The organism is Nonomuraea sp. 3N208, assembly GCF_052245935.1.
GTDB lineage: Bacteria > Actinomycetota > Actinomycetes > Streptosporangiales > Streptosporangiaceae > Nonomuraea.
In genome coordinates, this window is the sequence record NZ_JBQQBR010000007.1 from 50,723 (window position 1) to 77,701 (window position 26,979).

The window sequence follows — 26,979 nt, forward strand, 5'->3', positions numbered from 1 at the left end:
CCGGTCATTTTGTCACCAGCGTCAATGGTTTGCTCTCGGTGACGCCTGCCGCGTTCTCCAGCTCGGCCACGTACGTGTGCGTGCCGGCCGGCCGATCTTGGAGCACAGTGGCGGCGCTCTGGGCGGCTGGGGTTGCGGCGTCGAGCCGCTGGGTGTCGACGAGCACGCCGTCCTCGTAGAGGCGGTAGGTGGTGGCGTTCGTGCCCCACCACATGTTCATGCGGATCGTGTAGTCGCCGTCGCCGTCCCAGTTGTCGGAGCTCAGCACGGGCTCACCGGGGTTGGCGTCGGTCACCTCGACCTTCACGGACGTGGTGGCGGTGCGGCCCGCCTGGTTGAGCAGCTCGCCGGTGTAGAGGTACGTGCCGTTCTTCCTGCCGACGATCGGGATCGTGGACTTCTGCGCCGACGGGGTCTTCGGGGCCAGGTCGCGCCTGGCTATCTCCTTGCCGTTCTCGTACAGGATGAAGACGCTGCCGTTGACGCCGTACCAGAGGTTCATGGTCACGTCGTACGTGCCGTCGTGGAGGCCGTGCTGCCGGCCGCTCGTGGTGGAGAGCGCGGCGCGGGCGGGCGGCGCGGTGGCGCCGTCCTGGGGCAGCCCCGGGCCGGTGACCTTGACCTTGTACGTCGTGTCCGCCGTCCCGTCCTCCGACACCACCTTGATGGCGATCTCGGCGGGGACGGTGATCGTGGGCGACTTCGTCCCGCTGGTGACCGCATGGTCCTGGACCGTGATGGCCGACCTCGGGTTGAGCGCGGTCGGGGTGAAGGCGACGCGGTCCCCGGGGATGGCGAGCTCGTACGCGTGGACGTCCGGGTCGAAGGCCGGGTCGAGGGTGCCCGCGTCGGGGACGAGGGCGGACAGCGTGGTGTCCTGGGCCGGCGACCTCCGCTTGATCCGCAGGGTGTGAGCGCCCTCCGTGCCGTCCTCGGCGGTGACCACGATGCGGACGTCCGCGCCGGTGTCGCCGAGCGTGATCCGCCGCGTGGCCTGCGCGCCCTCGGTGCGCTCGCCATCGATGGCGACCGAGGTGGCGAACGGGCTGCGGGCCACGGCGGTCACCTCGACCTCGCCGACGCGCGCGGGCACGTCGAGCACCAGGTCGCCGTCGGGCGCGCCCTGGCTGGTGTCGACGCTGAGCAGGGCGGTGTCGTCGCGGGCAAGCCCCACGCCTTGCGACACCCGGATGTCGTCGAGGTCGATGCTGCCGTAGTTGCTGCTGTTGGCGTAGTAGTCGATCTGCGCGACGGTGTCCATCGGGTTCCTGAACGCGGCGCCCTCCAGCACGTGGCGGCCGTCGAGCAGCAGGTCGAAGCGTTGGTTGACGGTGTCGATCACCGCGGCGACGTGATACCAGCGGCCGGGCTCGTACGTGCCGACCGTCCGGGTCGTGGCCCCCGCGTAGGCGACGATCGTGTTCTTGGTGAAGGCCACGCTGACGGCGTTCTGCCCGCTGGAGTTCCTGATGTAGGGGACGGACCACCAGTGGTTGCCGGAGGTGTAGGCCTGCCGGCTCATGACGTTCGCCTCGACGGTCACGACGCCCTTCAGCGCGAACGTCCGGGACACGCTGGTGCTGCCGCTGTTCGCCGTACGCGTGAGCAGCACGCCCTTGTCGTCCGTGACCTCGACGCTTCCGCCGGCGGCGCTTACCGTGAGCCCGGTGCCGGTGGCCAGAGGGCCGACCGGCAGATCGTTGAAGTCGTGGACGGCCACGTAGGACGGGATCGGGCGGACCAGGAGGAAGGAGCCCGCGTCGGTCGCCGTGGCGGCCTCCACGCGCAGTCCGGACCGGGTCGCCGCGACGTACCCGCCGGCCTCGGCGCGGAGCGAGTAGCCCTCCCCCACCGGCACGTTCTCCACCGTGAAGGCGCCGTCGGCGCCGCTGGTGGCGGTGCCGAGCGTCTGGTCGCCGTCCTTGACGGTGAGGCTCGCGCCGGGCAGCGGCTGGGCGGCCTGGTCCAGCACCCGGCCGGTGATCGTCCCGACCACGCTGGTCGAGGCCATGGTGAGGTGGACGGTGGTGGTGTTGCCGAAGCGCACGTTCACCGTGTCAGCGGCGCTTTGGTAGCCGTTCCTGGTGGCGGTGACCTCGACGCCGTCGGCGAACGGGATGTTCACGAGCGCGAACCTGCCGTCGGCCCCGGTGGTGGTGGTGACGCCGGCCGCGGTCACGGTCGCTCCGGTGATCGGGGCGCCGGACGGGGTGCGTACGGTGCCGATGACGGCCTCGGCCGTCGCGCCCTCGGCGGTGGCGTACTCGAAGGCGCCGAGGTCGGGGCCGCCGTTGTAGAGGGTGGCGCCGGCGTAGTCGCGGCCGCCGTTCGCGGTGATCTCGGCGCCCGTGTCGATCGCCGGCGATCCGGAGGTGATGCGCAGGCCGTGTGCGGTCTCCAGCCGGGGCCCGGTCTCCGGCGTGCCGTAGGGGCCGTCGAGCGGGGCGATGGCGAACTTCGGATCCGCGACCACGGCGTTCTTGTCGCCGGCCGGGACCGCCAGGTCGGCGCCGCCGTAGAGGTTGTGGCTGTAGGCGATGGTCGGGCTGGTCGTCAGGGCTGCCGCGGCCCGCGTCGAGTACAGGACGTTGTTGGTGATGTTGTAGCGGGCTTCGAGGTAGCTGCCGTACCCGTAGATGAGGTACGCGGATCTGTCGTTGTAGATCGTGTTGTTGTAGACCTGCGCGGTGGCGGCCCGATCCGAGTGCAGGTAGATCTGGTAGCGGGAGTTGCTCGCGATCACGTTGTTCCTGACGATCGCGTCCCCGAAGGCGAACTGGCACAGCAGCACGCCGTCGCCGTTGCCGTGCAGGTAGTTGTACTGGACGACCTGCCGCGTGGTGCCCTTGTCCGGGTCGATGCCGTTGGAGTCGGCGCCGCCGGCCTTCTGCTGTGTCTCGTACACCTCGTTGAACTGGAACGTCACGTCGTCGGCGTAGTACGTCTCGATGCCGGAGGTGCCGGTGCGGTAGACGACGTTGCGCTCGATGAGCGCGCCGCGCACGTTGGTGACGTACATGCCGTTGCAGCCGTACGCCGTGTCGGCCTGGGTGACGTAGTTGTTCCTGATGACGATGTTCGTGTGCGGCGTGAACTTGGGGTCGTCCGGGCTCTGCCGGGTGCCCCACCCCGTGGGCGTGGCGATCGTCTGGCCGGCGTCGTTCTTGCCGTCCCCGGTGTACTGCTTGACGACGATGCCGGCGAACGACGTGTTGCGCACGGTGGAGTTCTGGATCACCACGTCGTTGAGCACGGTGGCCCGGTCCGGCGGACTGTGGATGTCGGGCACGGTCGTGTCGAACACGATGCCGCCGGTCTTCTTCGAGCCGTCCCAGCCGGTCTGGAATCGTACGCCGGGCGCGTTGTTCTCGATGCTGCCGCCGATCCAGTTGACCTGGCCCGTCACGTCGTGCACGTCGACGCCGTCGATGACGAAGCCGTCGAGGGTCTGGCTGTTGTCGCCGGAGACGTGGACGCCGCGCAGGTCGCGCAGGTTCTCGCCCGGGCTGCCGGTGGCCGGGACCTCGTTGGTGACCTCCAGGTTCCTGATCGTCCAGTGCTCCTGGTTGAACAGCCGGACGGCGTCGCCGACCTGGCCGGCGCCGTCGATGCGCGGCTTGCCGCCCTCGCCGTACCGGTCGACGGTGATGGGTGCACCACTGTCGCCCGAGCCCTTGGGCCAGAGCTGGCCGGTCCACCGCTGTCCCGCGCGCAGCAGGATGCGGTCGCCTGGAGCGAATGTGGTGGCGTTCACCTTGTCCAGGCTCTTCCACGCCTGCGCCTCGTCCTGGCCGGAGGCCGCGTCGTCGCCGCCGGCCGCGTCGACGTAGTACGTCGTGCCCGCCTGTGCGGCGGCGGGCTGGGCGGGAAGGGCGAACGCCGCGACCATGGCGGCGGCCGTCATCATGCGCAAGAGGGTACGGACTAAGGCAGCGTTACGTGGCATCGGCCGCGCTCCTTGTGGGGGTGTTGTCCGAGATGTTCAGTGCACGATCGGGTTGGCGACGTCGTGGGCGCGCAGGTGGCCGCACATGCCCCACCGCTCCTGCGGCGGGCTCTCCATCAGCGCCGACCGCAGCAGGTGGGATCCGTCGCCGCTCGCGAGAGCGTCGAGGATCTCCTCGGTGCGGCGGGTCTCCTGGGCGACCGTGCTCTCCCAGATCTCCCGCCACCGCGCCGCCCTCGGCCGGACGAGGGCGACGGCGCTGGCGTAGAAACGCTGGAGCGCCTCCGGACCCCCGTCGACGAGGCGCAGGAAGCCCTCGACGGCCAGCTCGCGCCGCCGGGCGACGGCCTCCTCGACGTTGTCGGCAGGCAGCGTTGCAGCCTCGCGGTAGCGCTCCGGGTCGGCCACGATCTCGGGCGGGAACGTCATGACCGCGTCGCCGGCCTCGGGCAGGCCGGCGTTCGACATGACGACCACCACTTCGAGGCCGCCCCGGTTGATCGCGCGATGGATGGTCCCCGGCGTGAACCACACGGTCGAGCCGGCGCTGAGCTCGGTCTCCTTGAGGCCACCCGCGTCCAGGGTCTGCAGCGCGCCGTGCCCGCCGACGACCACGTACGCCTCGGTGGAGGCGGTGTGCACGTGTGGCGTGCCGCCCTCCAGACCGTCGGCGCACGCGCCCGTGTAGACCGTCAGCCGGCTGATCGAGGTACCGCCGGGGAACGTCATGCCAGCGCCGCCCGTCCCTGCTTGGCCAGCACCGCCGTGCCGTCCTCGCCGCGGTCGCCGTCCGCGATCACGACCGCGTACCGGAAGCGCAGCGCCTCGCCGTCGGGAAGCGGGACCTCCTCGCTGAAGAACGGCGCCGGGCAGAGGCACGCGAAGTCCTCGCTGCGGGCGAACCACTGCGGCGGGTGCTGCGGGTTGGCGGTGTCGTCGACCATGACGACCGTCGAGTGCTCGCCGGTCTCGTCGTGCCGGCCGCGGAAGCCGAACCACTCCGCCCGCGTGCCGCGTAGCTCGTCGCCGCCCGCGCCGGCCGGCGACTGGATGATCCCGTTGGTGAACGACCGGGGTCCGCGCCAGAACAGGCCGCCGTACCCGGCGTTCTCGCGGCCCTTCGTGGTCGGGGAGCCGAAGTCGAGCATGCCGCCCGACACGTTCGTCATGGTCGTGTCGAACACCAGCGCCCACGTCGCCTCGTCCAGCACGGTCGCGGCCAGCGAGCGCCGCTCCTCGATCACCGGGGCGCCGGCCTGCGAGGTCCAGTCGAGCGTGTGCCCGATGTCGACCCGGTTGTCCTCGGCCGTCAGCGTGGTCATCTCGCGGTGCGTGGCGCTGCCGTTGTTCTCCAGCTGCACGTAGGACTTGCCGTGCACGTACGTCGGCCCACCCCAGAAGTTGTGCTCGCCCACGTGCGGCAGCGACCAGGCGATGCCCTTGTGCCACACGTGGTCGTGCGGCCGGAACAGCGACACCAGCGCGCCGCCGACCGTGCGGATCGGGTGCAGGTACGGCTTCGGCGACTCCAGCACCGGCGTGTCCGGGCGGTAGGCGTAGCTGAAAAGCTCGACGTCGCCCGCCGTGACGGTGACCGACCGGCCCAGCGCGTGGTTGGCCTGCAGGGTCACTTGTTCCTCACCTTTTCCCATGGGGCGCCCGTGCCCTCCATCGACGTGGCGAACGGGCTGTCTGCAGTGATCTGTCCGGTTCGCACGCGCTCGCCGGTGAAGGCGGAGGCGTACAGCGCGGCGATGAATTCCATCGTGCGCCTGGTGTCCGCGGCGGTCACCGGCGGCGCCTGGCCCTGGTCGAGGGCGTCGAGCACGGCGGCCAGCCAGTCGTCGTGGCTGCTCGGCGACGTGCTGGTCCCCTGCGCCCACAGGGCGGAGACGTTCTCGTACCCGGGCGCGGGAGTGATCGTCCAGTCGTCGTCGGTGTAGCCGTACAGGTGGTCGACCTCGACGGTGGCGTGCTCGTAGTCGAACCTGAGCTGGGAGGTCTGCCGCGGCGAGACCACCGAGTTGACGATGGTTGCCACCGCGCCGCTCTCGAACGTCACCAGCGCCATCGACACGTCCTCGGTGTCCACGTCGCGGGCCCGGCGGGCGGCCATCGCCGTGACCTCCTGCCACGGGCCGAGGATCGAGAACAGCAGGTCGAACTGGTGGATGCCGTGCCCCATCGTCGGGCCGCCGCCCTCGGACTCCCACGTGCCGCGCCACGGGACCGCGTAGTAGGCCTCGTCGCGGTACCACTGCGTGGCGCAGGTCGCCAGCAGCGGGCGGCCCAGCTCGCCGGCCTCCTGCAGCCGGCGCAGGCGTACCGCGCCGGTGCCGAAGCGGTGCTGCAGCACGGTCGCGACGTGCCCGGCCGAGCGCTGCTCGGCCGCGATCAGCGTGTCGAACTCGGCCAGCGACAGCGTCGGCGGCTTCTCGATCAGCGCCGTCGCCCCGGCCTCCAGGCACTCGACGGCCTGCGGCGCGTGCAGCTGCGGCGGGGTGCACAGGTGCACGAGGTCCACCTGCTCCTCCCGCAGCAGGTCGGTCAGGCTCGCGTGGGTGCCGGGGACGTTCCACTCCTCCGCGAACGTCTTGGCCCGGCCGAGGTCCACGTCGGCCACGGCGACGAGCGTCGCCCTGCCGCCGGAGGCGGCGACGGCGCGGGCGTGGGCGGTGGCGATCCCACCGGTGCCGACGATCGCGGCCCGGTAGTTCCGTTGAGACAAGGTGATAACTCCTGGTGGGAAGGGGTTCAGGCGCCGTCGATCTCGGCCTGGAGCTCCTTGATGAACGACTTGGCGGCCTGTTCCGGCGTCTGCCGGTCGAACAACACCTCTTCAGTGTGCCGCTTGATGATCGCCTCGAGGTTACTGGCCCCGTTCGGAGTGACCCGGGGGGCGGTGCCGACCTTGACCGTGTCCAGGAACTCGACAGCCGCCTTGTCCGTCTCCCCGAGCTTCGGGGTGATGGCGGTGCGGATCTTCGTGTTCGCGGGCACGCCGCGGTCGGTCAGCATGATGTCGGCCGCCTCCTGGCTGTTGGCCAGGAAGTCCACGAACAACGCGGCCTCGGCCGGGTGCTTACTGCGCGAGGAGATCGACCAGTACATCGAGGGCTTGTAGTACGCGGCCGGGGACGACGCCTGCGCCTCGCCGGGCAGCTTGAGCAGCTTGAGTTTGGAGCCGCTGGCCGCCGACAGCGACGTCAGCTGGGTGTTCCACCAGGTGGCGAGGGCGGAGGCGTTGGTGGCCGTGCCGGACTGGTCCAGCGGGCCGCCGGCCCGCTCGATGGTCACCGACGGCGCCGGGGAGACGCCGGACTTGGCCAGGTCCTTGATGAAGGTCCAGTAGCTCGCCAGGACGTTCTCCGGCACTGCTACCTTGCCTGCCTCGTCGAACAGGGCGGCGCCGTTCTGCCGGGCCCAGATGTTCAGGCTGCCCGCGTCGAAGCCGAAGGACTGGACGCCCGTGACCTTGCCGCCGCCCGCCTTCGACACCGCGTCACCGGTCTTCTTGAAGTCCTCCCAGGACCAGGTGGCGTCGTCCGGGGCCTTGACCTTGAACTGGTCGAGGAGATCGGTGTTGGCGACGATCGCGTACGTGCTCAGGCCGACCGGCAGCGCGTACTGCTTGCCCTTGACGATGCCGGTGTCCAGGGCGCTCTTGTCGAAGTCGGCGGTCTTGAGGTGCTTGGACGCGGTGCCGAGGTCGAGCAGCGCGCCGCGCTCGGCGTACGAGGCGAGGTAGAGCTCGTCCATCTGGATGATGTCGGGCGCGTCGTTCGCGGCCACGGTGGTGGCGAGGCTCTCCCAGTAGCCGTTCCAGTCCTTGAACTCGCCCTTGACGGTGATGTTCGGGTACTTCTTCTGGAAGATGTCGATGACCTGCTGGGTGCGCTTGTGCCGCTCGTCGGCGCCCCACCAGGTGAAGCGGAGGGTGACCGGGTCCTTCGACAGCTCTTGGCCGGCGCTTCCGCCGCCGCTGCCGCAGGCGGTGAGCATGAGTGCCGCCGCGGCGGCAAGGGCGATTCGTCTCATGATGATTCCCTGGGGGTTACTTGCCGCCGGTCGTCGCGATGCCCCGGATGAGGTACCGCTGGCCGACGAGGAAGGCGAGGAAGACCGGAGCCAGGGACACCACGCTCATGGCGAACATGGATCCCCACGAGGTCTGCACCGTGGCGTCCACGAACGAGCGCAGCGCCACCGGCACGGTGTACATCTCCGGGTCGGTCAAGTAGATGAGCTGGCCGAAGAAGTCGTTCCACGTCCAGATGAAGGTGAAGATCACGGTGGTGGCGAGGGCCGGCATCATCAGGGGGAGGATGATGCGCAGGAAGATCCGGGCGTGCCCGCAGCCGTCGATCCTGGCCGCCCCGTCCAGCTCGCGCGGCAGCCCCCGGATGAACTGCACCATGAGGAAGACGAAGAACGCGTCGGTGGCCAGGAACTTCGGCACCACCAGCGGCAGGAACGTGTTCACCCAGTCGAGCTGGGAGAACATGATGTACTGCGGGACGATGATCACGTGGATCGGCAGCATGATCGTGCCGAGCATGATGGCGAACCACAGGCGCTTGCCGGTGAAGTCCAACCGGGCGAACGCGTACGCCGCCATCGAGCAGGACACCAGGTTGCCGATGATGCAGGCCAGCACCAGGATCGCCGAGTTGGCCAGGTAGTGGCCGAACGGGGAGGCCAGGGCGGTCCAGCCCTCGCCGTAGTTCTGGGTCTGCAGGCTGTCGAGGATCAGGCCGGGACGGCGGAAGATCTCGTTGTTGGGCCGCAGGCTGCTGACCACCATCCACAGCACCGGATAAAGCATGACCAGTGCCAGCGCGATCAGCCCGGCGTGCTTGAGCACCTTACGGAGTTCAGTCATCGTAAACGACCCAGAATTTCGCGGCCCAGAAATTGATGGCGGTGAACGCGGCGATGATGACGAGGAGCAGCCAGGCGAGCGCGGAGGCGTACCCCATGTCGAAATTGCCGAATCCCCGCTGATAGAGGTAGAGCGTGTAGAAAAGGGTGGAGTCGGAGGGTCCGCCACTGCCGCCCGAGACCACGAACGCCTGCGTGAACGACTGGAACGCGTGGATCACCTGCAGGACCAGGTTGAAGAAGACGATCGGCGACAGCAGCGGGATCGTGATCTTCCGGAACTGCGTCCATTTGCCTGCCCCGTCCGTGGCCGCGGCCTCGTAGTACATGGCGGGGATCTGGCGCAGCCCGGCCAGGAAGATGACCATGGGGGCGCCGAACGTCCACACGTTCAGGACGATCAGCGTCGACAGCGCGCTGTCCGGGTCGGAGATCCAGCCCCTGCCCTCGATGCCGACCATGGCCAGCACCTGGTTGAACAGTCCGTCGGCGCCGAAGATCTGCCGCCAGAGCACCGCGATGGCCACGCTGGAGCCAAGCAGGGACGGCAGGTAGAACGCCGAGCGGTAGAACGCCAGCCCGCGCAGCCCGCGATCCAGCAGCAGGGCCAGGGCCAGGGCGCAGGCGAGCTGCAGCGGGACGGAGACCAGGACGTAGACCAGCGTCACGCCGAGCGCCTTGTGCAGGCGCGCGTCGCCGAGCATGCGGACCCAGTTGTCCAGGCCGTTGAACACCGGCGGCTGGATCAGGTTGTAGTCGGTGAAGCCCAGGATGAAGGAGGCCGCGATCGGGCCGGCCGTGATGAACAGCAGGCCCGCGAACCAGGGCAGCAGGAACACGAACGCGGCCTTGTTGTCGCGTTTGGCCAGGCCTTCACGGCCGCCGCCGAGGGTGCCGCCGCTGCCCTTGCGCATGCGCTGTAGCTCGCCGAGTGCGCTCACGCGGGCCTCCTCGACGCGATCATCAGTAACCTCCAGTCACCGCCGTGCAATGAGCGGGAAAACGTATTCCGCAGTTTGCACGCCCGTAACGCGAGCGTCAAGAGCGGGTATCGGAGCACCATGGGGATTATGATCACGGCGGTCGTCACGGGGTGTGAGTGATCACACAGCCAGCCGTTATGCCGCCGTGACCTGCTGCGATACGTCGCGAGCCGGGTGCCGGCGAGGTCAGGGACGCGCCATCGGGCCAGTCCGCGCGCCTCTCGGCCCGGCTCGGCGCGGTCGTCTCCGCCGCCGGTCGGCAGCCGCACCTCGGCCGGACGCGAGACGGGCGTTCGTCACGGACCGTAACATTACAAGGGGTGCAATCGGCGGCGAAATCCAGCGCCGCCGGGACGCTACGTCTGACGCGGGCGGGTACTGTCGCGGACGATCAAGCGGCCCTCGACGATCAGCCGCCGCGGCTCGCCCCCCGCCTCGGCGAGTGCGAAACGAATGGCCTCCGCTCCGGCGTGCGCCAGCGGAAGCGCGACCGTGGTCAATCGCGGCGTCACGTCACCGGCCAACGGAATATCGTCGATCCCGGTCACGGAAACGTCCTCGGGAACGTTTATCCCGGCCGCTCGGAAACCCGACATCGCGCCGATGGCGACGATGTCGTTGACCGCGAGAACCGCCTGCCGGCCCTCCATTCCCGCCGCTGCCAGCAGCCGCGCCGCGTCGAATCCGCCCGGCCGGCTGACTTCGCAATAAACGATCCGGATATCCCGCTCGGCAACGCCTCCGGCCCGCAGTCCGTCGACGAATCCGGCCGTCCGGTCGGACACCGTGCGCAGTTCCCTGACCCCCGCGAATATCGCCGCCCGCCGGTGCCCCGTTTCCGCGAGAAAAGCGCCCGCCGACCGCCCGGCGCCGTAGTCGTCGAAACCGATCGCGTCGAAGGCCATGTCCGTCTCGCCGACGATCACGACCCGGCCGCCTTCCCTTTCGTAGGCGGCCAGTTCCTTGAACAACCGGCCGCCGAGCGCGTTCGCCACGAACCGGCTGGAGGTCAGCACGAGCGCGCGTGGCCGCAGCGACCGCAGCAGGCGGATGGTCTCCAGCTGCCGTTCGTGCGCTCCCATGGTGGCGGACACGGTGACGAAGGCCCCGCCGGCGCGGGCTTCGCGTTCCATCGCGGCCACGACCATGCCCATGGACGGCGTCGTGAGGTCGTCGGCGACGAGCGCGATCGAGTCGCTCGCCCGCCGCATCGCCCTGGCCGAGGCGTCCACCGTGTAGCGCAGGGCCGCCGCGGCGGCCAGCACGCGGGCCTCGTACTCGGGCGCCACCTTCCTAGTGCTGCCGCCCAGGACCCGGGACGCGGTGGCGACCGAGACGCCGGCCGCCGCGGCCACGTCGTGCAGCGTGACCGTGGGTCGCGCCGCGTGCGGCATGGGCGGTGTCCTTTCCGAGGCGTACGGGTCGGTTATGAAGAGTACCTCGGGGGTGCGGCATGACCCTTGTCATACCGAGCCGGTGACATAGCCGACTAACCCCGCATCCGCCTTTGGATCATGATGAAGCCCATGATTTCTCGCCGATTCCCACAGCGCGGCAGGCGGATGGCCGTCGCGACCGCGATGGGCGCGTTGCTCGCGGCAGGAGCCGTCGCGACTCCCGCCGCCGCGACCCCCGAAGGGCTCGACCGGCAGGGCGAGCGCGACCACGTCGCCGAGCCGGACACCATGGCGCTGCAGAAGTCCCTGGACGCCGTGCACGAGGCCGGCATGTACGGCATCTACTCGAACGTCCGCGACGGAGGCCGGACGTGGCGGGGCGCAGCCGGCGTGGCCGACGTCGACACGCGCCGCCCGGTGCGGCCGAACATGGTCCACCGGGTCGGCAGCATCACCAAGACCTTCACGGCGGTGGCGATCCTCCAGCAGGTGGAGCGCGGCGCCGTCGAGCTGGACGCCCCGGTGGGCCGCTACCTGCCGGACCTGGTCCCCGGCGAGCGCGGCCAGAAGGTCACCGTACGCATGCTGCTCAACCACACCAGCCACATCGCCGACTACATCGCCCCGGCGTTCCCCTCGTTGCTGGAGGGCTCGACCAAGAGCCTGGACGACTACCGCTTCCGCAACATCGCCCCGGAAGAGCTGGTCGAGCTGGGGCTGAACGGCGCCTCCACGGGCGAGCCCGGCGTGGCGCCCGGTTCGTACTCCAACACCAACTACATCCTCGCGGGCCTGCTGCTGGAGAAGGTGACGGGCACGGACGCCGAGGACCACATCACCCGCAACGTGATCCGCAAGGCGGGTCTCCGGCACACGTCGTTCCCGCGCACGCCGCACATCCCGGGACCGCACTCCAAGGCGTACGAGTCGATGTACGGGTTCATCGACCCGCCGCGGGACTACAGCGTCTACAACATGTCGTGGGGTGGCGCGGCGGGGGCGGTCACGGCCACGATGGACGATCTCAACCGCTTCTACCGGGCGCTGCTGCGCGGCGAGCTGCTCGGCGCGGAGCAGCTCGCCGAGATGCAGAAGACGGTGACCGTGCTGGCGGGCGGCGCCCCGATCGACTACGGCCTCGGAATCTACGCGGTCGACCTGCCGTGCGGCCGGTTCTGGGGGCACAGCGGTGGCGTCTGGGGCATGGAGACGCAGTCGATGTCCAGCCCGGACGGCGTCCGCCAGATGTCCCTTCGGGGTCAACCGCACGAAGCACCAGACCGTCGACGAGAACGGCGCCATCGTGTACGGCCCGATCGACTACGCGATGGGCGCTCATTTCCTGCTGGCGTTGTGCGGGCCGGACACGACGACCGCGAAGACCGCTGGGACACCGTTCGTTCCGGTGCCTGTGGATCGGCAGTCCGTCAAGCGCTGACCGGGTCAGCGGCGGTTACGCGCCGGGCGGGTGGGCTTGCTGCCGGAGGTGGACGGCCGGTCCGCCGGCGTGGCGGCGCCCTGGTGTCCGAGCTGGGCGGACATCGCGCCGGTGGTCTTGAGCAGCTCCGCCTGCACGGCTCGCAGGACATCGTCCGTCGCGAGCCGTGCGGGCAGGACGATCGCGACCGCCAGCGGCAACGCTTCTCCGGTGGTGAACACCGGGGCGGCCACGGAGGTCACTCCGGGGATCACGCCGCCGGAGGTGACGGCGAAGCCGTTGTGGCGTATGTCGGCCTTGATGCGCTCGATCTCCTCCTCGGTGAACCGCTGATCGGCGGTGGCCTCCTGGGCCGAGATGACCGGGTCGGTCAGCGTCTGGGGCAGGTGGGTCAGGTAGACGCGGCCGATCGAGGAGGTCAGCATCGGCAGCGTCGCGCCCACGCGCACGGTGATGGGCAGCACGTGCGAGCCGTAGTCCCAGCGGACGATCACCGGGCCGTGGTCGCCCCACACGGCCAGGTTGATCGCGTGCTTGGTGCGGTCGCGCAGGCCCGGCAGGTATTCGGAGGCCAGGGCGACCTCGTCCATCCTGCGGAGCGCTTCCGCGCCGAGCCGCCGCATCGCCGGGCCCAGGTCGTACAGGCCCGAGCTCGGCGACTGGGAGACCAGCCCGGCTCGGCCCAGGCTCACCAGGTAACGATGCGCCTTGCTGGGTTGCATGCCGCTGAGCGCCGCGATCTGGGTCAGGCTCGCCGGTCCCGCGCTCTGCTCCAGGGCCAGCAGCACGGTCATCGCGATCTCGACCGACTGGATGCCCTGACGGGAGGCGGCCGGCGACCGGTCCTCGTCACCGACATGCTCTAGGTCATTCACCTTGCCCGCCCCCGCGCACAACTTGTTTACCTATCGCCGATAGCTATCGCCGAAACTATACGGAGTCGGCGACGTCCAGCACGAAGTCGAAGTCCATCGTGAAGAAGGCGGTGCCGAGCACCCGGCCGTTGGGAGCCAGGCCGGGGTCGTGCCGGACGAAGGTCCGTACCAGCGAGTCCTTCTCCCCGAAGACGGCGTCGGAGCCGAGGTGCGGGTCGCCGGCCACAAAAACGTGGGTGGTGAGCGTGGCGAATCCCGGAGCGCTGATCTGGAAGTGCACGTGGGCGGGCCGCATGGAGTCGCGTTTGGCGGCGGCCAGCAGGTCCCCGACCGGCCCGTCGTGCGGGATCGGGTACGGCACCGGCAACACGGAGGAGAACCGGTAGCGGCCGTCGGCGTCGGAGCGCAGGCGGCCCCGGCCCTGGGCCCCGTCGAGCTGGGCGTACTGCACGTCGTAGTTGCCCTCGTCGTCGGAGTGCCAGACTTCGATCCGGGCCCCGGGGATCGGCGCGCCCACCGCCGAGAGCACCCGCCCGGAGTAGAAGCACGGCTCTCCCCCGGCGCCGCCGGAGATGTCGTCGCCGTTGGCGAACTCGGGGGCGTTCTCGACGAAGAACGGGCCGACCACGGTGGAGGCGGTGGCGGTCTCGGTCGCCGGATGGTTGATGCCGATGACCAGCATCGACAGCCCCAGCACGTCGGAGAGCAGGATCAGCTCCTGGCGCCGGTCGTCGCTGATCTGGCCGGCCCGGGTGAGGAAGGAGACCGCGGCGGCCCACTCCTCCTCGGTGAGCTGCACGTCGGAGGCGAAGGCGTGCAGGTGCGTGACCAGGCTGCGCATGACCTCGCGGAGCCGGGCGGAGGGCGCGGCGTCGAAGCTGGCCAGCACGCGGTCGGTGAGCGCCCGGTCGGCCGTGGGCATCGGCTGAGTGGTCATACTGATTCTCCTCGCAGGGCGGCGGTCAGGATCCCGCGTACCTCGGGCTCGCCCACGGGCCGCGGGTTGTCGCCGAAGTCCTTCTCCAGCACGAGTCGTACGGCTGTGTCCAGATCGTCCTCCGCCAGCCCGATCTGGGCCAGCGACGCCGGGGCTCCGATGCGGGCGGCGAGACGGGTCAGCCCGCGGGCGGTGTCGTCGGCGCCGAGGGCCGGAGCCACCCGCGTCCGCAGGGCGGGCACCACCGGCTCGTTGAAGGCCGCCACGTACGGGAGCAGCACCGTGTGGGTCTCGGCGTGCGGCAGGCCGAACGCGCCGCCCAGGACGTGGCAGATCTTGTGGTGCAGCCCGGACCCCGCGGCGCCGAACGCGGACCCGGCCAGGTAGGCCCCGTACAGCAGCCCGGCGCGCCCGGCCGCGTCGGCGGGGCGGGACATGACGGCGGGCAGCGCGTCGGCGATCATCCGGACGCCTTCGGCGGCGACGAGGTCGGTGACCGGGTTCGCTCCGGGCGCGTAGAACGCCTCGACGCAGTGGGCCATCGCGTTCATCGCGCTGGCGGCCGTCATCGCCGCCGGCAGGGTCGTGGTCAGGTCCGGGTCGTACAGCACGGTCCTCGGCACGACCAGCGGGGATCGGCCGGTGGTCTTGCGCGCGCCTTCGGTCATGCCCCAGACGGGGGTCACCTCGGAGCCGGCGTACGTGGTCGGCACGGCCACGATGGGCAGCGACGTGCGGAGCGCGATCGCCTTGGCGGTGCCCGTCGTGGAGCCGCCGCCGACGCTCAGCACCGCGTCCGCGCCCGTCCGCTTGGCCAGCTCGATGGCCTGGTGCACCGTCTCCACCGGCACGTGCGGTCGTACGCCGTCGAAGGTGCCGGCCACGGACAGCGGCCCGGCCAGCGTCGTGGCGAGCGGGGCGGTGCGCGGCGTGGTCACGATCAGCGGGCGGCGCGCGCCGAGGCGCTCGACCTCCGCGGCCAGCGAGCCCTGGGCGCATCCGGCGCCGAAGACCACACGGGCCGCGAACGTCTCGTATGTGAACCGCCTCATCCCGCCCCCTCCGGTACCGCGTGCCGGGCGGCGCGGGCCACCGGCACGAGCGCGGCCGCCGTCGCGCCGATCAGGCCGGGGATCGCGAACAGGTAGAAGTTCCACTCCACGCCCAGCTGCGACGACAGGATCCAGCCGCCCATGGAGGGTCCGAGGATGGCACCGAGCCGCCCCACCGACAACGCCCAGCCTATCCCGGCCCCGCGGACGTCCTCCGGATAGCGGTTGACGATGAAGGCGTTGGTCATGACCTGCGAGCCGATGAACCCCAGCCCGCTGACGAACATCAGCAGGAACAACAGCACGATCGCGGGCCGGGCGCTCATCGCGATGAGGCTGATCGAGCCGACGAGGAAGGCCGTCGACACGACCGGCTTGATCCCGATCCCGTCGGCGATGCGCCCTCCGGCGATCATGCCGAGCCCGGCGCCCACCCACATCGCGGCGGTCTGCAGCAGCGCGGAGCCGAGCGAGTAGCCGCTGTTCCTCATGATGGTGGGCAACCAGGTGCTGATGCCGAAGACCAGCAGCAGGCCGCAGAAGGACGCCACCCAGAACAGCAGGGTCACCGTGCGCGTGCCGGGGGCGAGCAGGGGCTTCAGACCGAACAGGTCGTTGCGGGCCGCGGGCCGGGCGGCGCGGTCGGCGTGGACGGGGCTCTCCGGGAGGATCCGCGCGGCGATCGGAAGCAGCACCAGCGCGGGCGCCGCGCCGATGACGTAGATCCAGTGCCAGGACGCGTGCGGCAGCAGTGCCGCGCCGAGCAGCGGAGCCAGCAGGGCGCCGAGGGCGTACCCGGACATCATGAGCCCGACGTTTCGGCTGCGCCGCCCCGGGTCGGAGAGGTCGGCCACGTACGCGGTCAGGGTCGGCAGCACCACGCCGAGCCCGACGCCCACGAGCAGGCGCGCCGCGCCGAACACGGCGAAGCCGGGTGCCACGGCGCAGGCGAGCATACCGACGGAGAACGCTCCTGCGCCGGTCAGCAGCAGCCGGCGCGGGCCGAGGCGGCTGATCGCCGCGCCGGCGAGGCCGGCGCCGATCATCATGCCGACGGCCACCAGAGATCCGACCGTGCCCGCCGTCGCCGCGTCGCCGCCCATATTGGGATCGGCGAGCATCGAGGGCACGGTGACGCCGTAGCAGGCGAGGTCGTAACCCTCCAGGGCCGCGAAGAGCGCGACCACGATGAGCATGGTCTTCTCGGAAAGTGGTCGTCGGACGGTGGTGGGGTTGGTGTGCATGGCCGCTCCAGCCGTGTGTCGCAGGGGGTGTTCGGAGTTCAGAGGCTGTGGGACGCGCCGGCCGGTACGGTCGAGCCGGTGCCGAGGGCGGCGAGGAGCTCGCAGGCGAGAGTCCGGGCCGCCGCGGCGTCGCGGGCGGTGCCGAAGACGTAGAAGTCGGGGCGGACGGCGACGGCGGAGCAGCCGTGCTCGGCGAACCACCCATGGTAGGTGCCGTCCACGTCGAACAGGACATCGTCGCTGGTGGGAGGGTGCCAGGCCAGCACGGCGACACGGACGCCGGCGGCCTCCAGCGCGGTGGCCAGGCTGTCGCGGTCGAGTTCCCGGCGCACCGGTTCGGTCACCAGCAGGTGGAATCCATGGCCGACGATCTCGTCGAGGCGTCCGCGGCGTGCCCCGTCGTCCACCACGCCGTGGACCGACAGCTCCCCCCGCCCGGCCGCCGGCTCCCTCGCCAGGAAGCCCGACGCCAGACCGGGGAAGCGGATCTTCTCCTGCTCCTGTCGCGCGGCCCGCCGGGCGAGCAGTTCCCTGTTCCGCGCGGCGGCGGCTTCGGGGTCGCGGATGGTCTGCAGCCGGCCGAGCTCGATTCCCTTCTCGACGACCGCGCGTACGTGCGGCTCCCGCTCGGGCTGATAACTGTCGAGCAGATCCTCGTCCGCCCGCCCGGTCAGGATCAGGTCCAGCTTGAAGGCGAGATTCTGGGCGTCCCTGATGCCCGAGCACATGCCCTGCCCGAGGAAGGGCGGCATCTGGTGCGCGGCGTCCCCGGCGAGCAGGATCCGCCCGATCCGCCACCGGTGCGCGATCAGCGAGCGGAAGGTGTACGTGGCGACCCTGATGAGGTCGGCGTCCTCCGGGCCCAGGTAGGTCGCGACCCTGGCCCAGACGAGTTCGGGATCGCGCTGGACCGCGAAGTCCTCCTCCGAGTCGAGCATGAAGCTGAACCGGTGATGCGACGGCCCGAGCGAGATGATCGACGTCGGCTGGCGGGGGTCGCCGACCTGTCGCGCGGGCGGCACCTCGACCGCCCGGCGCAGCCGGAAGTCGCAGACCATCCACGGCTCGGAGAACCCGTAGTCGTCCTGGCCGACGCCGAGCGCCTGGCGGACGAAGCTGTTGCCGCCGTCGCACGCCACGACGTAACGCGCGGTCACGGTGCCGGGGCCGTCGGGGCCTTCGACGGTGACCACGACGCCGGACGCGGTCTGCTCCAGCCCGGTCACCCGGTTCGCGTGCCTGATCGTCACCTGCGGGAAGCTGCGGCAGACCCGATCGAGGGCGTCTTCAAGATCGGGCTGGTACATCATGTACCACTCGGCCCAGCCGCTGCGGCCGACCTCGGCGTAGTCGACGTCGATGAGCACCTCGCCGTCGGCGTCGCACCACTCATAGTTGCGCTGCACGCGCACCTTCGGCAGCAGCTCCTGCGCCACGCCGAGCTTGTCGAGCGTCCGCATCGTCTCGTCGTCGAAGATCGCGGCGCGGGGCAGGTTGTACAGGCCGGCGTACCGCTCCAGGACGACCACGCGATGCCCGGCCCGAGCCAGCAGGGCGGCCATCGCCATCCCGACCGGCCCGTACCCCACCACGGCGACATCGCACTCTCCCATCACCGTGTGGTGACCGTGTTGTGAGCTTGACATGCGGTCACCGTACTTTCCACTATTAATGAAGTCAATGCATATTGGTGAAACAGACAGAGGGGTACGGACATGCGCAAGATCGGCCTGGAGGAGCACTTCGTCACGGAGGACCTCGTCGGCTACGGCGCCGGGACGGCCACGGTCGCCCGCCCCGACGCGTGGCGGGAGGCCTCGCGGCGGCTGCTGGACCTCGCGGACGAGCGCCTGCAGGCGATGGACGCGGCAGGCGTCGACGTCCAGGTGCTCTCGCTCAACTCCCCCGGTATCCAGGCCGAGACCGACCCGGCGGTCGCCGTGGCGCGGGCGGCGGCGGTGAACGACTTCCACGCCGGCGTCATCGCCGAGCACCCGACCCGCTTCTCCGGCTTCGCGGCGCTGCCGTTGCAGGACCCGCAGGCGGCCGCCAAGGAGCTGGAGCGCGCCGTCACCCAGCTCGGCATGCGCGGCGCGCTGGTCAACGCGCACACTCAGGGCCGCTATCTGGATCACTCCTCGCTGCGTGTGGTGTGGGAGTACGCGGAAGGGCTCGACGTGCCGCTGTACCTGCACCCGGCCAACGGCTTCGACGTTCCGCACGTGTTGTCTGACCACCCCGAGCTCATCGGCCCCATGTGGAGCTGGGGCACCGACACCGCCGCGCACGCGCTGCGCCTGGTCTTCGGCGGCGTGTTCGACGACTTCCCCAACGCCAAGCTGCTGCTGGGGCACATGGGAGAGGGACTGCCGTACGTGTTGTGGCGGCTCGACTCGCGCTGGGGCTTCCATAACCACCACGGCATCGAGCTGAAGCTGGGCAACCCGTCGGCGTACCTGCGCCGCAACCTCTACATCACCACGAGCGGCGTCTGCTCGGCCCCGCCGCTCCTGTGCGCCCTGCTGGCACTCGGCGCCGACCACATCCTGTTCGGCTCCGATTACCCCTTCGAGGACATCGGCGAGGCCGCCGCCTTCCTCGACAACGCCCCCATCAGCGAGTCCGACCGGGCGAAGATCAGCCACCAGAACGCCGAGGCCCTGCTCAAGCTCTGACGGCGGGGCCGCCGGCCCCGGAAAGGGGCCGGCGAGGCCGTCGTCAGGCTTTGAGCAAGGCGGCGGCGAGTTCGGCCGGACGGGTGAACTGGGCTTCATGGCTGCCCGGATGCTCGATGACAGGCGTGTCGGGTCCGAGGCGATGCGGGAAGCGGGGCGTCCAGCCGAGGTCGCCCGGCGGCAGGGCGAAGTCCTCGGATCCGACCAAGTAGCTGGCCGGCACGCCGAGCGCCGCCGGGTCCACCGGGGTGACGGTCTCGGTGAAGTACCGCATCGGCTGGGGCACCAGCAGGCTGTGGACGAGGCGCTGCGTGGACTCGTCGGCGTCCTGCATGAACGCGCCGCAGAACACCTCGTAGGGGAAGACGATGCTGTTGTTGCCGGAGGCCGCCGCGAGCTGGGTGAACATCTCTGCGTAGTGCGGCGGCACCTCCCCCATCAGGGGTACGCCTTCCGCCGGGACGAACGCGCCCCAGTAGACGAGCTTGCGCAGCCGGGGCGCGAGCCGGTGGGCGGCGCCGGTGAGCGGGTAACCGCCCCAGCTGTGTGCGACGAGGGTGACGTCCCTCAGGTCGGCGCGCTCGACGAAGTCGACGATGAAGTCGCTGACCTCCGCCAGGCTGTGCCTCTCGGGGTCGTCGCCGTCGGCCAGGCCTGGCAGGGTAGGGGCCAGGACGCGGTGCCCGGCGGCACGCAGGTGCTGGGCCACCAGCCGCCAGGTCCAGCCCCCGTGACAGGCACCGCTGATGAGGACGAAAGTCTCTGCCATGACGTCTCCTTGCGACGTGGCGGTCGCCGCCATCGAGCGTGGCGGCGGTCATTGAAATATGGGCCGAATGTGAGACGATCGTCAAGAAGCTGAAACAGATTATCGGGAGGCTCGGTGAAGCCACGGTCGCTGGTCTTCGACGTGTTCGGGGACTACCTGCGCTATCGCGGAGGTGAGGTCCGGCTGCGCGGCCTGGTGGCGCTCATGGGGTGCTTCGACGTGCCCGAGGCGACGGTACGCGTGGTGGTCGCGCGGATGCGCAAGGAGGGCTGGCTGGAGGGCCGTCGCGAGGGCAGGGAGACCAGCTATGTCCTCACCGATGCCGCCTGGCGGCTGCTCGACGACGGCAGGGCGCGGATCTTCGCCCGCGAGCCCGGGCCGTGGGACGGCCAGTGGCACATGGTCATCTACTCGGTGCCGGAGACCGAGCGGACCCTGCGCGAGCAGCTGCGCAAGCGGCTGGCCTGGCTCGGGTTCGGCATGTTGTCGGCCTCGGTGTGGATCAGTCCCCACGACCGGATCGCGCAGGTCAGGGCCGACTTCGCCGACCATCCCGCGATCCGGCTCGACGTGCTGCGCGCCCGCTCGGAAGGGGCCGCGGCCGACCGCGAGATGGCGGCCAGGTCCTGGGACCTGACCGTGCTCGACAAGGACTACGGCGCGCTGCTCGACCACTACCGCCCCCGGCTGGCCCGCTACCGCGCCGGCGAGCTGCGCGGCAGGGAGGCACTGGTCGAGCGGATGCGGCTGATCCACGACTACCGCATGTTCCCGTTCCGGGATCCCGACCTGCCGCCCGAACTGCTGCCCGAGGGCTGGAGCGGCCGGGCCGCCCATGAGATGTTCCTCGAGGCCCATGGCCTGCTGCGGAGCGAGGCCGAGGCGCACGTCGACCGCCTCGTCGCCGATCCCACGGCTACCTGAATTGTGTCATTTTGTAGACGACGGTGATGCAGATGTCATATTTTGGCAATCGTGAGAGTGAAGGAAGCACGATGAGGGTCGCGTGCCTGGGCGGTGGCCCCGGTGGGCTGTTCCTCGCCACGCTGATCAAGCGGGACCGGCCGGAGTCGGAGGTTGTGGTCTTCGAGCGCAACCGCCCTGACGACACGTTCGGGTTCGGCGTGGTCTTCTCCGACGCCACGCTGGGCGCGATCGACGCCGCCGACCCGGTGCTCAGCGAGGCGCTGGAGAAGCACGGCCGGCACTGGGACGAGATCGAGGTGCGGGTGCACAGCGCGCGGGAGCGCGTCGGCGGCATGGGCATGGCCGCGGTGGTCCGCAAGACCCTGCTCAGCCTGCTCCAAGAGCGGGCCCTGGCCGAGGGCGTGACCATGCGTTTCCAGCACGAGATCAGCGACCCGGCCGAGCTGGACGGCTTCGACCTGGTGGTCGCCTGCGACGGCGCCAACAGCCGGTTCCGGCGGATCTTCGCCGAGGAGTTCGGGCCGACGGCGGAGGTCGCGAGCGCCAAGTTCATCTGGTTCGGCACGACGTACATGTTCGACGGGCTGACGTTCGTCCACGAGGACGGCCCGCACGGGGTGTTCGCCGCGCACGCCTATCCCATCAGCGACTCCCTCAGCACCTTCATCGTGGAGACCGACGCCTCGTCCTGGGCCGCGGCCGGGCTGGACGCGTTCGACCCGGCGACGCCGCCCGGGGCGAGCGACGAGCAGACCAAGGCGTACCTGGAGCGGCTCTTCCACGACCAGATCGACGGACACCCCCTCGTCGGCAACAACTCCCGGTGGGCGAACTTCGCCACCCGCAAGGCACGGTCGTGGCGGCGCGGCAACTGGGCGCTGCTCGGCGACGCCGCTCACACGGCGCACTTCTCCGTGGGATCGGGCACCAAGATGGCGATGGAGGACGCAGTCGCCCTCGCCCAGGCCCTGGCCGAGGCCCCGCACGACGTCCCCGGCGCCCTGGAGCTCTACGAGCACCGCCGCCGCCCCCAGGTCGAGAAGATCCAGAACTCCGCACGGCCCAGCTTGTCGTGGTGGGAGCACTTCGGCCGGTACGTCCGTGCCTTCGATGATCCGCTGCAGTTCGCCTTCCATTTCCTGAGCCGCTCCATCCCGCGTGGCAAGCTCGCCGTGCGGGACCCGCGGTTCGCCGACCGGGTCGACCGATGGTGGCACGAGCGGCACGGCGCTCCCCCACTGGACACTCCCTTCGGCAGCCTGCCCGGCCGCAAGGTGACGGCGACCGACGCCGCTCTCGTGGGGGACGACGGCACCGAGATCCCCATGGCCCCCTTCACCGGCCTGCCGCCCTCATCGGGGGTGTGGATCGACGCTCCCGACAGTGAGGCGGACCTGCCGCGAGCCCTCGCTCAAGTCCGTGCGAGCATGGGTGCTCCGCTCGTCGGCGTGCGCGGCGGGACTCCCCTGACCCGGGTGCTGGTCGCCGAGGAGGCGCGGCTCGCTCATGGCCTGCCTGCCGTGATCGTCGGGCGCTACGACGACGACGCCGCGACAACGCTGCTCCTGTCCGGCCGGGCCGACCTCGTGGGAGCCGCCGAGTGAACGCCCTCGATCCGCTGTTCGCACCCCGGTCCATCGCGCTCTTGGGCGCTTCGGACGTCCCCGGCAAGCTGGGCACGGCCATGACCGCTTCCCTGGACCGTTTCCCCGGCCCGGTCATGAAGATCAACCCAGGCCGATTCTTCCCGACCGTGGCCGCGGCGGTCGCAGCCGAAGGCATCGCCCCTGACCTGGTGATCTCCTGCATTCCCGCCGCCATGACCGCCGACGCGCTGCGTGCGGCCGCCGCCGCAGGAGCACGGGCGGCGCTGGTGTGCGCCGGCGGCTTCGCCGAGTCCGGCGCCGAAGGCGCGGCTCACCAGCAGGCGTTGAGCGCAGTGGTGCGGGACACCGGCATCCGTCTCCTCGGTCCCAACACCTCCGGCTTCATCGCCCCGTACGCCTCGCTGACCGCCAGTTTCGTCCCGGACGCCGCAGACCTGGAGTCGGGCCCCGTGGCCGTGGTGGCCGCGAGCGGCGGTGTCAACCACGCTCTCGCGTTCGCCCTCGCCGACGCCGGGGTGGGCCTCCGCCTCGGTGTCGGCCTCGGCAACAGCGTGGACGTCACGCAGGCGGACGTCCTTGACCACCTGTCCGGCGACGAGGGGCTCGGCGCGGTCGCCCTGCACGTCGAGACCGCGGCGGACGGCCGCCGCCTGACCGCCGCGGTGCGCCGCCTGGTGGACCGGGTCCCGGTCGTGGCCCTGGTCGTCGGCCGCAGCGACGTCGGCGACTTCGCCCGCTCCCACACCGGCGCGCTGGCCACCTCCTGGCGGGTCACCCGTGCGGCCCTTCGCCAGGCGGGCGCGGTGCTCGTCGATGACGAACGGGAGCTCGTCGATGCCGTCTCCGCACTCGGCCGCGTGCGCCTGCCCGCCCGGCCCGGCTCCGGCGTCGGGCTGGTCACCGCGCAGGCCGGCCCCGGACTGTTGCTCACCGACGCCCTCCGCACGGCCGGCGTCCGGGTCCCGCCGCTGTCGGAGCGCACGGTCAAGGAGGTCGGCGAGTTGCTGCCCGACCTGACCTACCAGCGCAACCCCGTCGACACCGGCCGCCCCTCCCCCACGTTCACCCAGGTGATCCAGCGCGTGTCCGAGGACCCGGACGTCGACGTCACGGCCGTGTACGCACTGCTGGAATCCGCCGCCCTCGACCTGCCCGCCGCGTTGAGAGCCGCTCGCCCGGCCACGCCGCTGGTCGCCGTGGTCGGCGGCCCGCCGGAGCAGGCACGTCGAACCCGCGCGGAGCTCGGTGCGGCGGGAATCCCGTGCGCCACCACGCCGGCCGCCGGCGCGACCATGGTGCGCGCCCTGGCGGAGGACGCGGCCAACCGCAGCCGCCTCGGCGAGGACGTCATTCCCACGACCTGGCCCGCGTTGGCGCTGTCCGATCCGGTCGACGAGCACACCGCCAAGAACGTCCTGGCCGGCTTCGGCGTCAGGACCCCCGTACGCCGCGTGTGCGCCGGCCCCGAAGCCGCGCACGCCGCGCTCGACGAGCTCGGCGCCCCGGTCGTGGTGAAGATCCTCGACGCGGGTGTGCTGCACAAGACCGAGGTGGGCGGCGTCCAGGTCGGCGTCCGGACGCACGAGGACCTCGACGCCGCGCTCGCCCGCCTGCCCGCCAGCCCGGCGCTGCTGGTCGAGCACATGGCTCCGGCAGGCCCCGAACTGATCGCCGGCGTACGCCGTGACGCGGTCTTCGGGCCGGTCGTCGCCCTGGGCGCGGGGGGAACGGCCGCCGAGACGCTCGGCGACGTCTCCCTGCGCCTGGCACCCTTGACGGCGAACGAGGCCGACGCCATGGTCGACGACCTCGCCACCCGCGCCCTGTTCCAGGGCGCCCGGGGCGCGGCGCCGGTGGACCGGGCCAGGCTCGCCCACGTCCTGCTCGCCCTCTCGTCCCTGGGCGCCGACCCGGCCGTGGCGGAGTGCGAGATCAATCCCCTGCGGGTCCTGCCCGACGGCGACGTCGTCGCGCTCGACGCCGTACTGCTGCTGCGTGACGATCAAGGAGGGTCCGACGATGCGTGAGGGATTCGTCCCCTGGCCCGAGGAGACGGCCGACCGCTACCGCGCGGCCGGGCACTGGCGTGGCCGGCCGCTCGGGAGTTACCTGCACGAGTGGGCCGACACCCACGGTGACGCCGTCGCCGTCGTCGACGGCGGCACCCGCCTGACGTACCGCGAGCTGGCCGCGCGCGCGGACGGGCTGGCCGTCCGGCTCCTGGCGGCGGGGCTGGAGCCGGGCGACACGATGCTCGTCCAGCTGCCGAACGGCTGGGAGTTCGTCACGCTCACCCTGGCCTGCCTGCGCGCGGGCATCGCCCCCGTCATGGCGCTGCCCGCCCACCGCGGCCACGAGCTGCGCTATCTCGCCGCACACGCCGACGTGACCGCCATCGCCGTCCCCGACCGCCTCGGCGACTTCGACCACCAGGCGCTCGGCAAGGAGATCGCTGAGGCCACACCGAGCGTGCGTATGCTCCTGGTCGCGGGTGCCGACGTGGACGAGAAGGCCGCCGACCTGCGTTCGCTCGCCCGGCCCGCGGACGACCCGGCCGCCGCCCGCGCCACGCTCGACGAGCTCGCGCCCGGCAGCGGCGACGTGGCCGTCTTCCTCCTGTCCGGCGGTACGACGGGACTGCCCAAGCTCATCACCCGCACCCACGACGACTACGAGTACAACGCCCGCCGCAGCGCCGAGGTCAGCGGCTTCGGCCGGGACACCGTCTACCTGGTGGCGTTGCCCGCCGGACACAACTTCCCGCTCGGCTGCCCCGGCATCCTGGGCACCCTCATGAACGGCGGGCGGGTCGTCCTGGCGGCCACCCCGGACCCCGGCAAGGTGCTGCCGCTGATGGCCGCCGAGGGCGTGACGGCCGCCGCCGCCGTGCCGGCCGTCGCGCAGCGCTGGATCGACGCCGTCGAGGCGGGCCGCCACCCGGCGCCCGAGTCGCTGCGGGTGCTGCAGGTCGGCGGCGCACGCCTCGCCCCCGAGGTGGCCCGCCGCGTGGAACCCATGCTCGGCTGCACGCTCCAGCAGGTGTTCGGCATGGCAGAAGGGCTGCTCAACTACACGCGCCTGGACGACCCCGACGACGTCAAGATCTACACGCAGGGGCGTCCCATGTGCCCCGACGACGAGATCCTCATCGTCGACGCGGCGGACGAGCCCGTGGCCCCGGGCGAGATGGGCGCCCTGCTGACCCGCGGCCCGTACACGCCGCGCGGTTACTACCGGGCCGAGGACCACAACGCCCGTTCCTTCACGCCGGACGGCTGGTACCGCACCGGCGACGTCGTACGGCTGCACCCCTCTGGCAACCTCGTCGTCGAGGGCCGCAGCAAGGACCTCATCAACCGTGGTGGCGAGAAGATCTCCGCGGAGGAGGTCGAGAACCTCATCTACCGCGTCCCAGGGGTCTCCCGTGTGGCCGCCGTCGCCAAACCCGACCCCGACCTGGGCGAGCGGGTGTGCGCCGTCGTCGTCCCCGAAGCCGGGCACCAGCTCACGCTGGAAGAGATCCGGCAGGCCCTGACCGGCATGGAGGTGGCTCGCTACAAACTCCCCGAACACCTCGTGCTCGTCGACGAGCTCCCGCTGACCAAGATCGGAAAGATCGACAAGAAGGCGCTGCGCGACATCGTCCAGTGAGGCGTCAGAGCGGCCTGTGTCGCTGATCACTCTTGGTGTGTGGATTTCTCCACAGATGATCCATTCCGCTCTCCGTAATGTCCGTGCTGCCGGACGAACCGGCAGCACCGATCAGGGGGAGAAACCCACATGCGTAAGACGCTCGCGATAGCGACCCTCGCCGGCTCGATCGCCGTCACCGGCCTCGCACTCGCCCCGGCCGCCCAGGCCGCCGCCACCCAGACGGCCACCGCGGCCACCCAGTCGGCCACCACCGCCGGCAACTGGGGCAAGTTCTTCTCGAGCGACCGCAAGGCCTACACCTTCGGCAACACCTTCAAGCAGGGCCACTACGTCTACACGAAGTGGTACGGGGTCGACAAGAAGGGCGGCAAGAAGGGCTGGGTCTGGTTCGAGTACTACCAGAACGGTGGCTGGCACAAGTTCAACCGCGCCTGGGACGGCAAGGTCGTGAGCAGTTGGAAGGGTAAGGGGATCAAGAAGATCTACACCTTCACCTGTTGGGCCGGCAAGTTCGACAACTGCGGCAAGAAGTACCGGATCTACTAAACCGCGCGCTTGAGGCCCGGCGACCCACCACCCGTCGCCGGACCTCTC

At 70.7% G+C, this 26,979-nt stretch carries 20 protein-coding genes and 1 pseudogene; 7 read left to right on the top strand and 14 right to left on the bottom strand.

Annotation, left to right across the window (positions count from 1 at the left end; all coding sequences use genetic code 11):
- Positions 1 to 4: 4 nt before the first annotated feature.
- From ACTWPT_RS12105 to ACTWPT_RS12140, 8 genes are all read right to left on the bottom strand, one after another.
- Entirely contained in the window at positions 5 to 3,907 is a 3,903-nt protein-coding gene (locus tag ACTWPT_RS12105; RefSeq protein WP_443177404.1) for a carboxypeptidase regulatory-like domain-containing protein, read from the bottom strand.
- A gap of 75 nt (positions 3,908 to 3,982) precedes the next feature.
- Positions 3,983 to 4,675: a cupin domain-containing protein gene (locus ACTWPT_RS12110; RefSeq protein ID WP_443177405.1), complete on the bottom strand. Its 693-nt coding sequence runs from the start codon at positions 4,673 to 4,675 to the stop codon at positions 3,983 to 3,985.
- The gene (locus ACTWPT_RS12115; RefSeq protein WP_443177406.1) at positions 4,672 to 5,577 is read right to left on the bottom strand and encodes a PmoA family protein; all 906 of its coding nucleotides are present in this window, start codon (positions 5,575 to 5,577) and stop codon (positions 4,672 to 4,674) included. The genes ACTWPT_RS12110 and ACTWPT_RS12115 overlap by 4 nt, the downstream gene beginning before the upstream one ends.
- Positions 5,574 to 6,674 carry a Gfo/Idh/MocA family protein gene (locus ACTWPT_RS12120; protein ID WP_443177407.1) on the bottom strand — a complete coding sequence of 367 codons (1,101 nt, stop codon included), beginning with the start codon at positions 6,672 to 6,674 and terminating at the stop codon, positions 5,574 to 5,576. The genes ACTWPT_RS12115 and ACTWPT_RS12120 overlap by 4 nt, the downstream gene beginning before the upstream one ends.
- A 26-nt stretch (positions 6,675 to 6,700) precedes the next feature.
- A complete protein-coding gene (locus tag ACTWPT_RS12125; RefSeq protein ID WP_443177408.1) occupies positions 6,701 to 7,984 on the bottom strand; it encodes an ABC transporter substrate-binding protein in 1,284 nt (427 codons plus the stop codon).
- A gap of 16 nt (positions 7,985 to 8,000) precedes the next feature.
- Positions 8,001 to 8,828, bottom strand: a complete 828-nt coding sequence (locus ACTWPT_RS12130) for a carbohydrate ABC transporter permease (protein WP_443177409.1) — start codon at positions 8,826 to 8,828, stop codon at positions 8,001 to 8,003.
- Positions 8,821 to 9,741 (bottom strand): carbohydrate ABC transporter permease, encoded by a 921-nt coding sequence (locus ACTWPT_RS12135; RefSeq protein WP_443177680.1) that lies wholly within the window; start codon positions 9,739 to 9,741, stop codon positions 8,821 to 8,823. The genes ACTWPT_RS12130 and ACTWPT_RS12135 overlap by 8 nt, the downstream gene beginning before the upstream one ends.
- A 425-nt stretch (positions 9,742 to 10,166) precedes the next feature.
- Positions 10,167 to 11,204 (bottom strand): LacI family DNA-binding transcriptional regulator, encoded by a 1,038-nt coding sequence (locus ACTWPT_RS12140; protein ID WP_443177410.1) that lies wholly within the window; start codon positions 11,202 to 11,204, stop codon positions 10,167 to 10,169.
- Between the two features lie 333 nt (positions 11,205 to 11,537).
- On the opposite strand from ACTWPT_RS12140, the pseudogene ACTWPT_RS12145 reads away from it, so the two are divergent.
- Positions 11,538 to 12,350, top strand: a pseudogene (locus ACTWPT_RS12145) (serine hydrolase domain-containing protein); the annotation flags it as partial.
- A gap of 300 nt (positions 12,351 to 12,650) precedes the next feature.
- Here ACTWPT_RS12145 and ACTWPT_RS12150 read toward each other — a convergent pair.
- The 5 genes from ACTWPT_RS12150 to mhpA form a co-directional block, all read right to left on the bottom strand.
- Positions 12,651 to 13,439: an IclR family transcriptional regulator gene (locus ACTWPT_RS12150; RefSeq protein ID WP_443177681.1), complete on the bottom strand. Its 789-nt coding sequence runs from the start codon at positions 13,437 to 13,439 to the stop codon at positions 12,651 to 12,653.
- Between the two features lie 136 nt (positions 13,440 to 13,575).
- The gene (locus tag ACTWPT_RS12155) at positions 13,576 to 14,457 is read right to left on the bottom strand and encodes an intradiol ring-cleavage dioxygenase (protein WP_443177411.1); all 882 of its coding nucleotides are present in this window, start codon (positions 14,455 to 14,457) and stop codon (positions 13,576 to 13,578) included.
- A complete protein-coding gene (locus ACTWPT_RS12160) occupies positions 14,454 to 15,509 on the bottom strand; it encodes a maleylacetate reductase (protein WP_443177412.1) in 1,056 nt (351 codons plus the stop codon). Before ACTWPT_RS12160 ends, ACTWPT_RS12155 begins: the two co-directional genes overlap by 4 nt.
- Complete coding sequence (locus ACTWPT_RS12165) at positions 15,506 to 16,753, bottom strand: MFS transporter (protein ID WP_443177413.1); 1,248 nt, start codon at positions 16,751 to 16,753, stop codon at positions 15,506 to 15,508. The genes ACTWPT_RS12160 and ACTWPT_RS12165 overlap by 4 nt, the downstream gene beginning before the upstream one ends.
- Positions 16,754 to 16,791: 38 nt before the next feature.
- Positions 16,792 to 18,399 carry a bifunctional 3-(3-hydroxy-phenyl)propionate/3-hydroxycinnamic acid hydroxylase MhpA gene (gene mhpA / locus ACTWPT_RS12170; RefSeq protein ID WP_443177414.1) on the bottom strand — a complete coding sequence of 536 codons (1,608 nt, stop codon included), beginning with the start codon at positions 18,397 to 18,399 and terminating at the stop codon, positions 16,792 to 16,794.
- A 69-nt stretch (positions 18,400 to 18,468) separates the two neighbouring features.
- On the opposite strand from mhpA, the gene ACTWPT_RS12175 reads away from it, so the two are divergent.
- Positions 18,469 to 19,428 (top strand): amidohydrolase family protein, encoded by a 960-nt coding sequence (locus tag ACTWPT_RS12175; protein ID WP_443177415.1) that lies wholly within the window; start codon positions 18,469 to 18,471, stop codon positions 19,426 to 19,428.
- 43 nt (positions 19,429 to 19,471) lie between these two features.
- Here the strand turns inward: ACTWPT_RS12175 and ACTWPT_RS12180 are convergent, their stop codons facing one another.
- Complete coding sequence (locus ACTWPT_RS12180) at positions 19,472 to 20,197, bottom strand: alpha/beta fold hydrolase (RefSeq protein ID WP_443177416.1); 726 nt, start codon at positions 20,195 to 20,197, stop codon at positions 19,472 to 19,474.
- Positions 20,198 to 20,311: 114 nt separating this feature from the next.
- On the opposite strand from ACTWPT_RS12180, the gene ACTWPT_RS12185 reads away from it, so the two are divergent.
- The 5 genes from ACTWPT_RS12185 to ACTWPT_RS12205 all read left to right on the top strand — a co-directional run bounded on the left by ACTWPT_RS12185 (position 20,312) and on the right by ACTWPT_RS12205 (position 26,931).
- Positions 20,312 to 21,121 carry a PaaX family transcriptional regulator gene (locus ACTWPT_RS12185; protein WP_443177417.1) on the top strand — a complete coding sequence of 270 codons (810 nt, stop codon included), beginning with the start codon at positions 20,312 to 20,314 and terminating at the stop codon, positions 21,119 to 21,121.
- Positions 21,122 to 21,192: 71 nt separating this feature from the next.
- On the top strand, positions 21,193 to 22,728 hold the full coding sequence (locus tag ACTWPT_RS12190; RefSeq protein WP_443177418.1) for an FAD-dependent monooxygenase: 1,536 nt from the start codon (positions 21,193 to 21,195) through the stop codon (positions 22,726 to 22,728).
- Positions 22,725 to 24,758, top strand: a complete 2,034-nt coding sequence (locus ACTWPT_RS12195; protein ID WP_443177419.1) for an acetate--CoA ligase family protein — start codon at positions 22,725 to 22,727, stop codon at positions 24,756 to 24,758. Before ACTWPT_RS12190 ends, ACTWPT_RS12195 begins: the two co-directional genes overlap by 4 nt.
- Positions 24,751 to 26,382 (top strand): (2,3-dihydroxybenzoyl)adenylate synthase, encoded by a 1,632-nt coding sequence (locus tag ACTWPT_RS12200; RefSeq protein ID WP_443177420.1) that lies wholly within the window; start codon positions 24,751 to 24,753, stop codon positions 26,380 to 26,382. Before ACTWPT_RS12195 ends, ACTWPT_RS12200 begins: the two co-directional genes overlap by 8 nt.
- A 129-nt stretch (positions 26,383 to 26,511) precedes the next feature.
- On the top strand, positions 26,512 to 26,931 hold the full coding sequence (locus ACTWPT_RS12205) for a hypothetical protein (protein ID WP_443177421.1): 420 nt from the start codon (positions 26,512 to 26,514) through the stop codon (positions 26,929 to 26,931).
- The last annotated feature ends 48 nt before the right edge of the window (positions 26,932 to 26,979 follow it).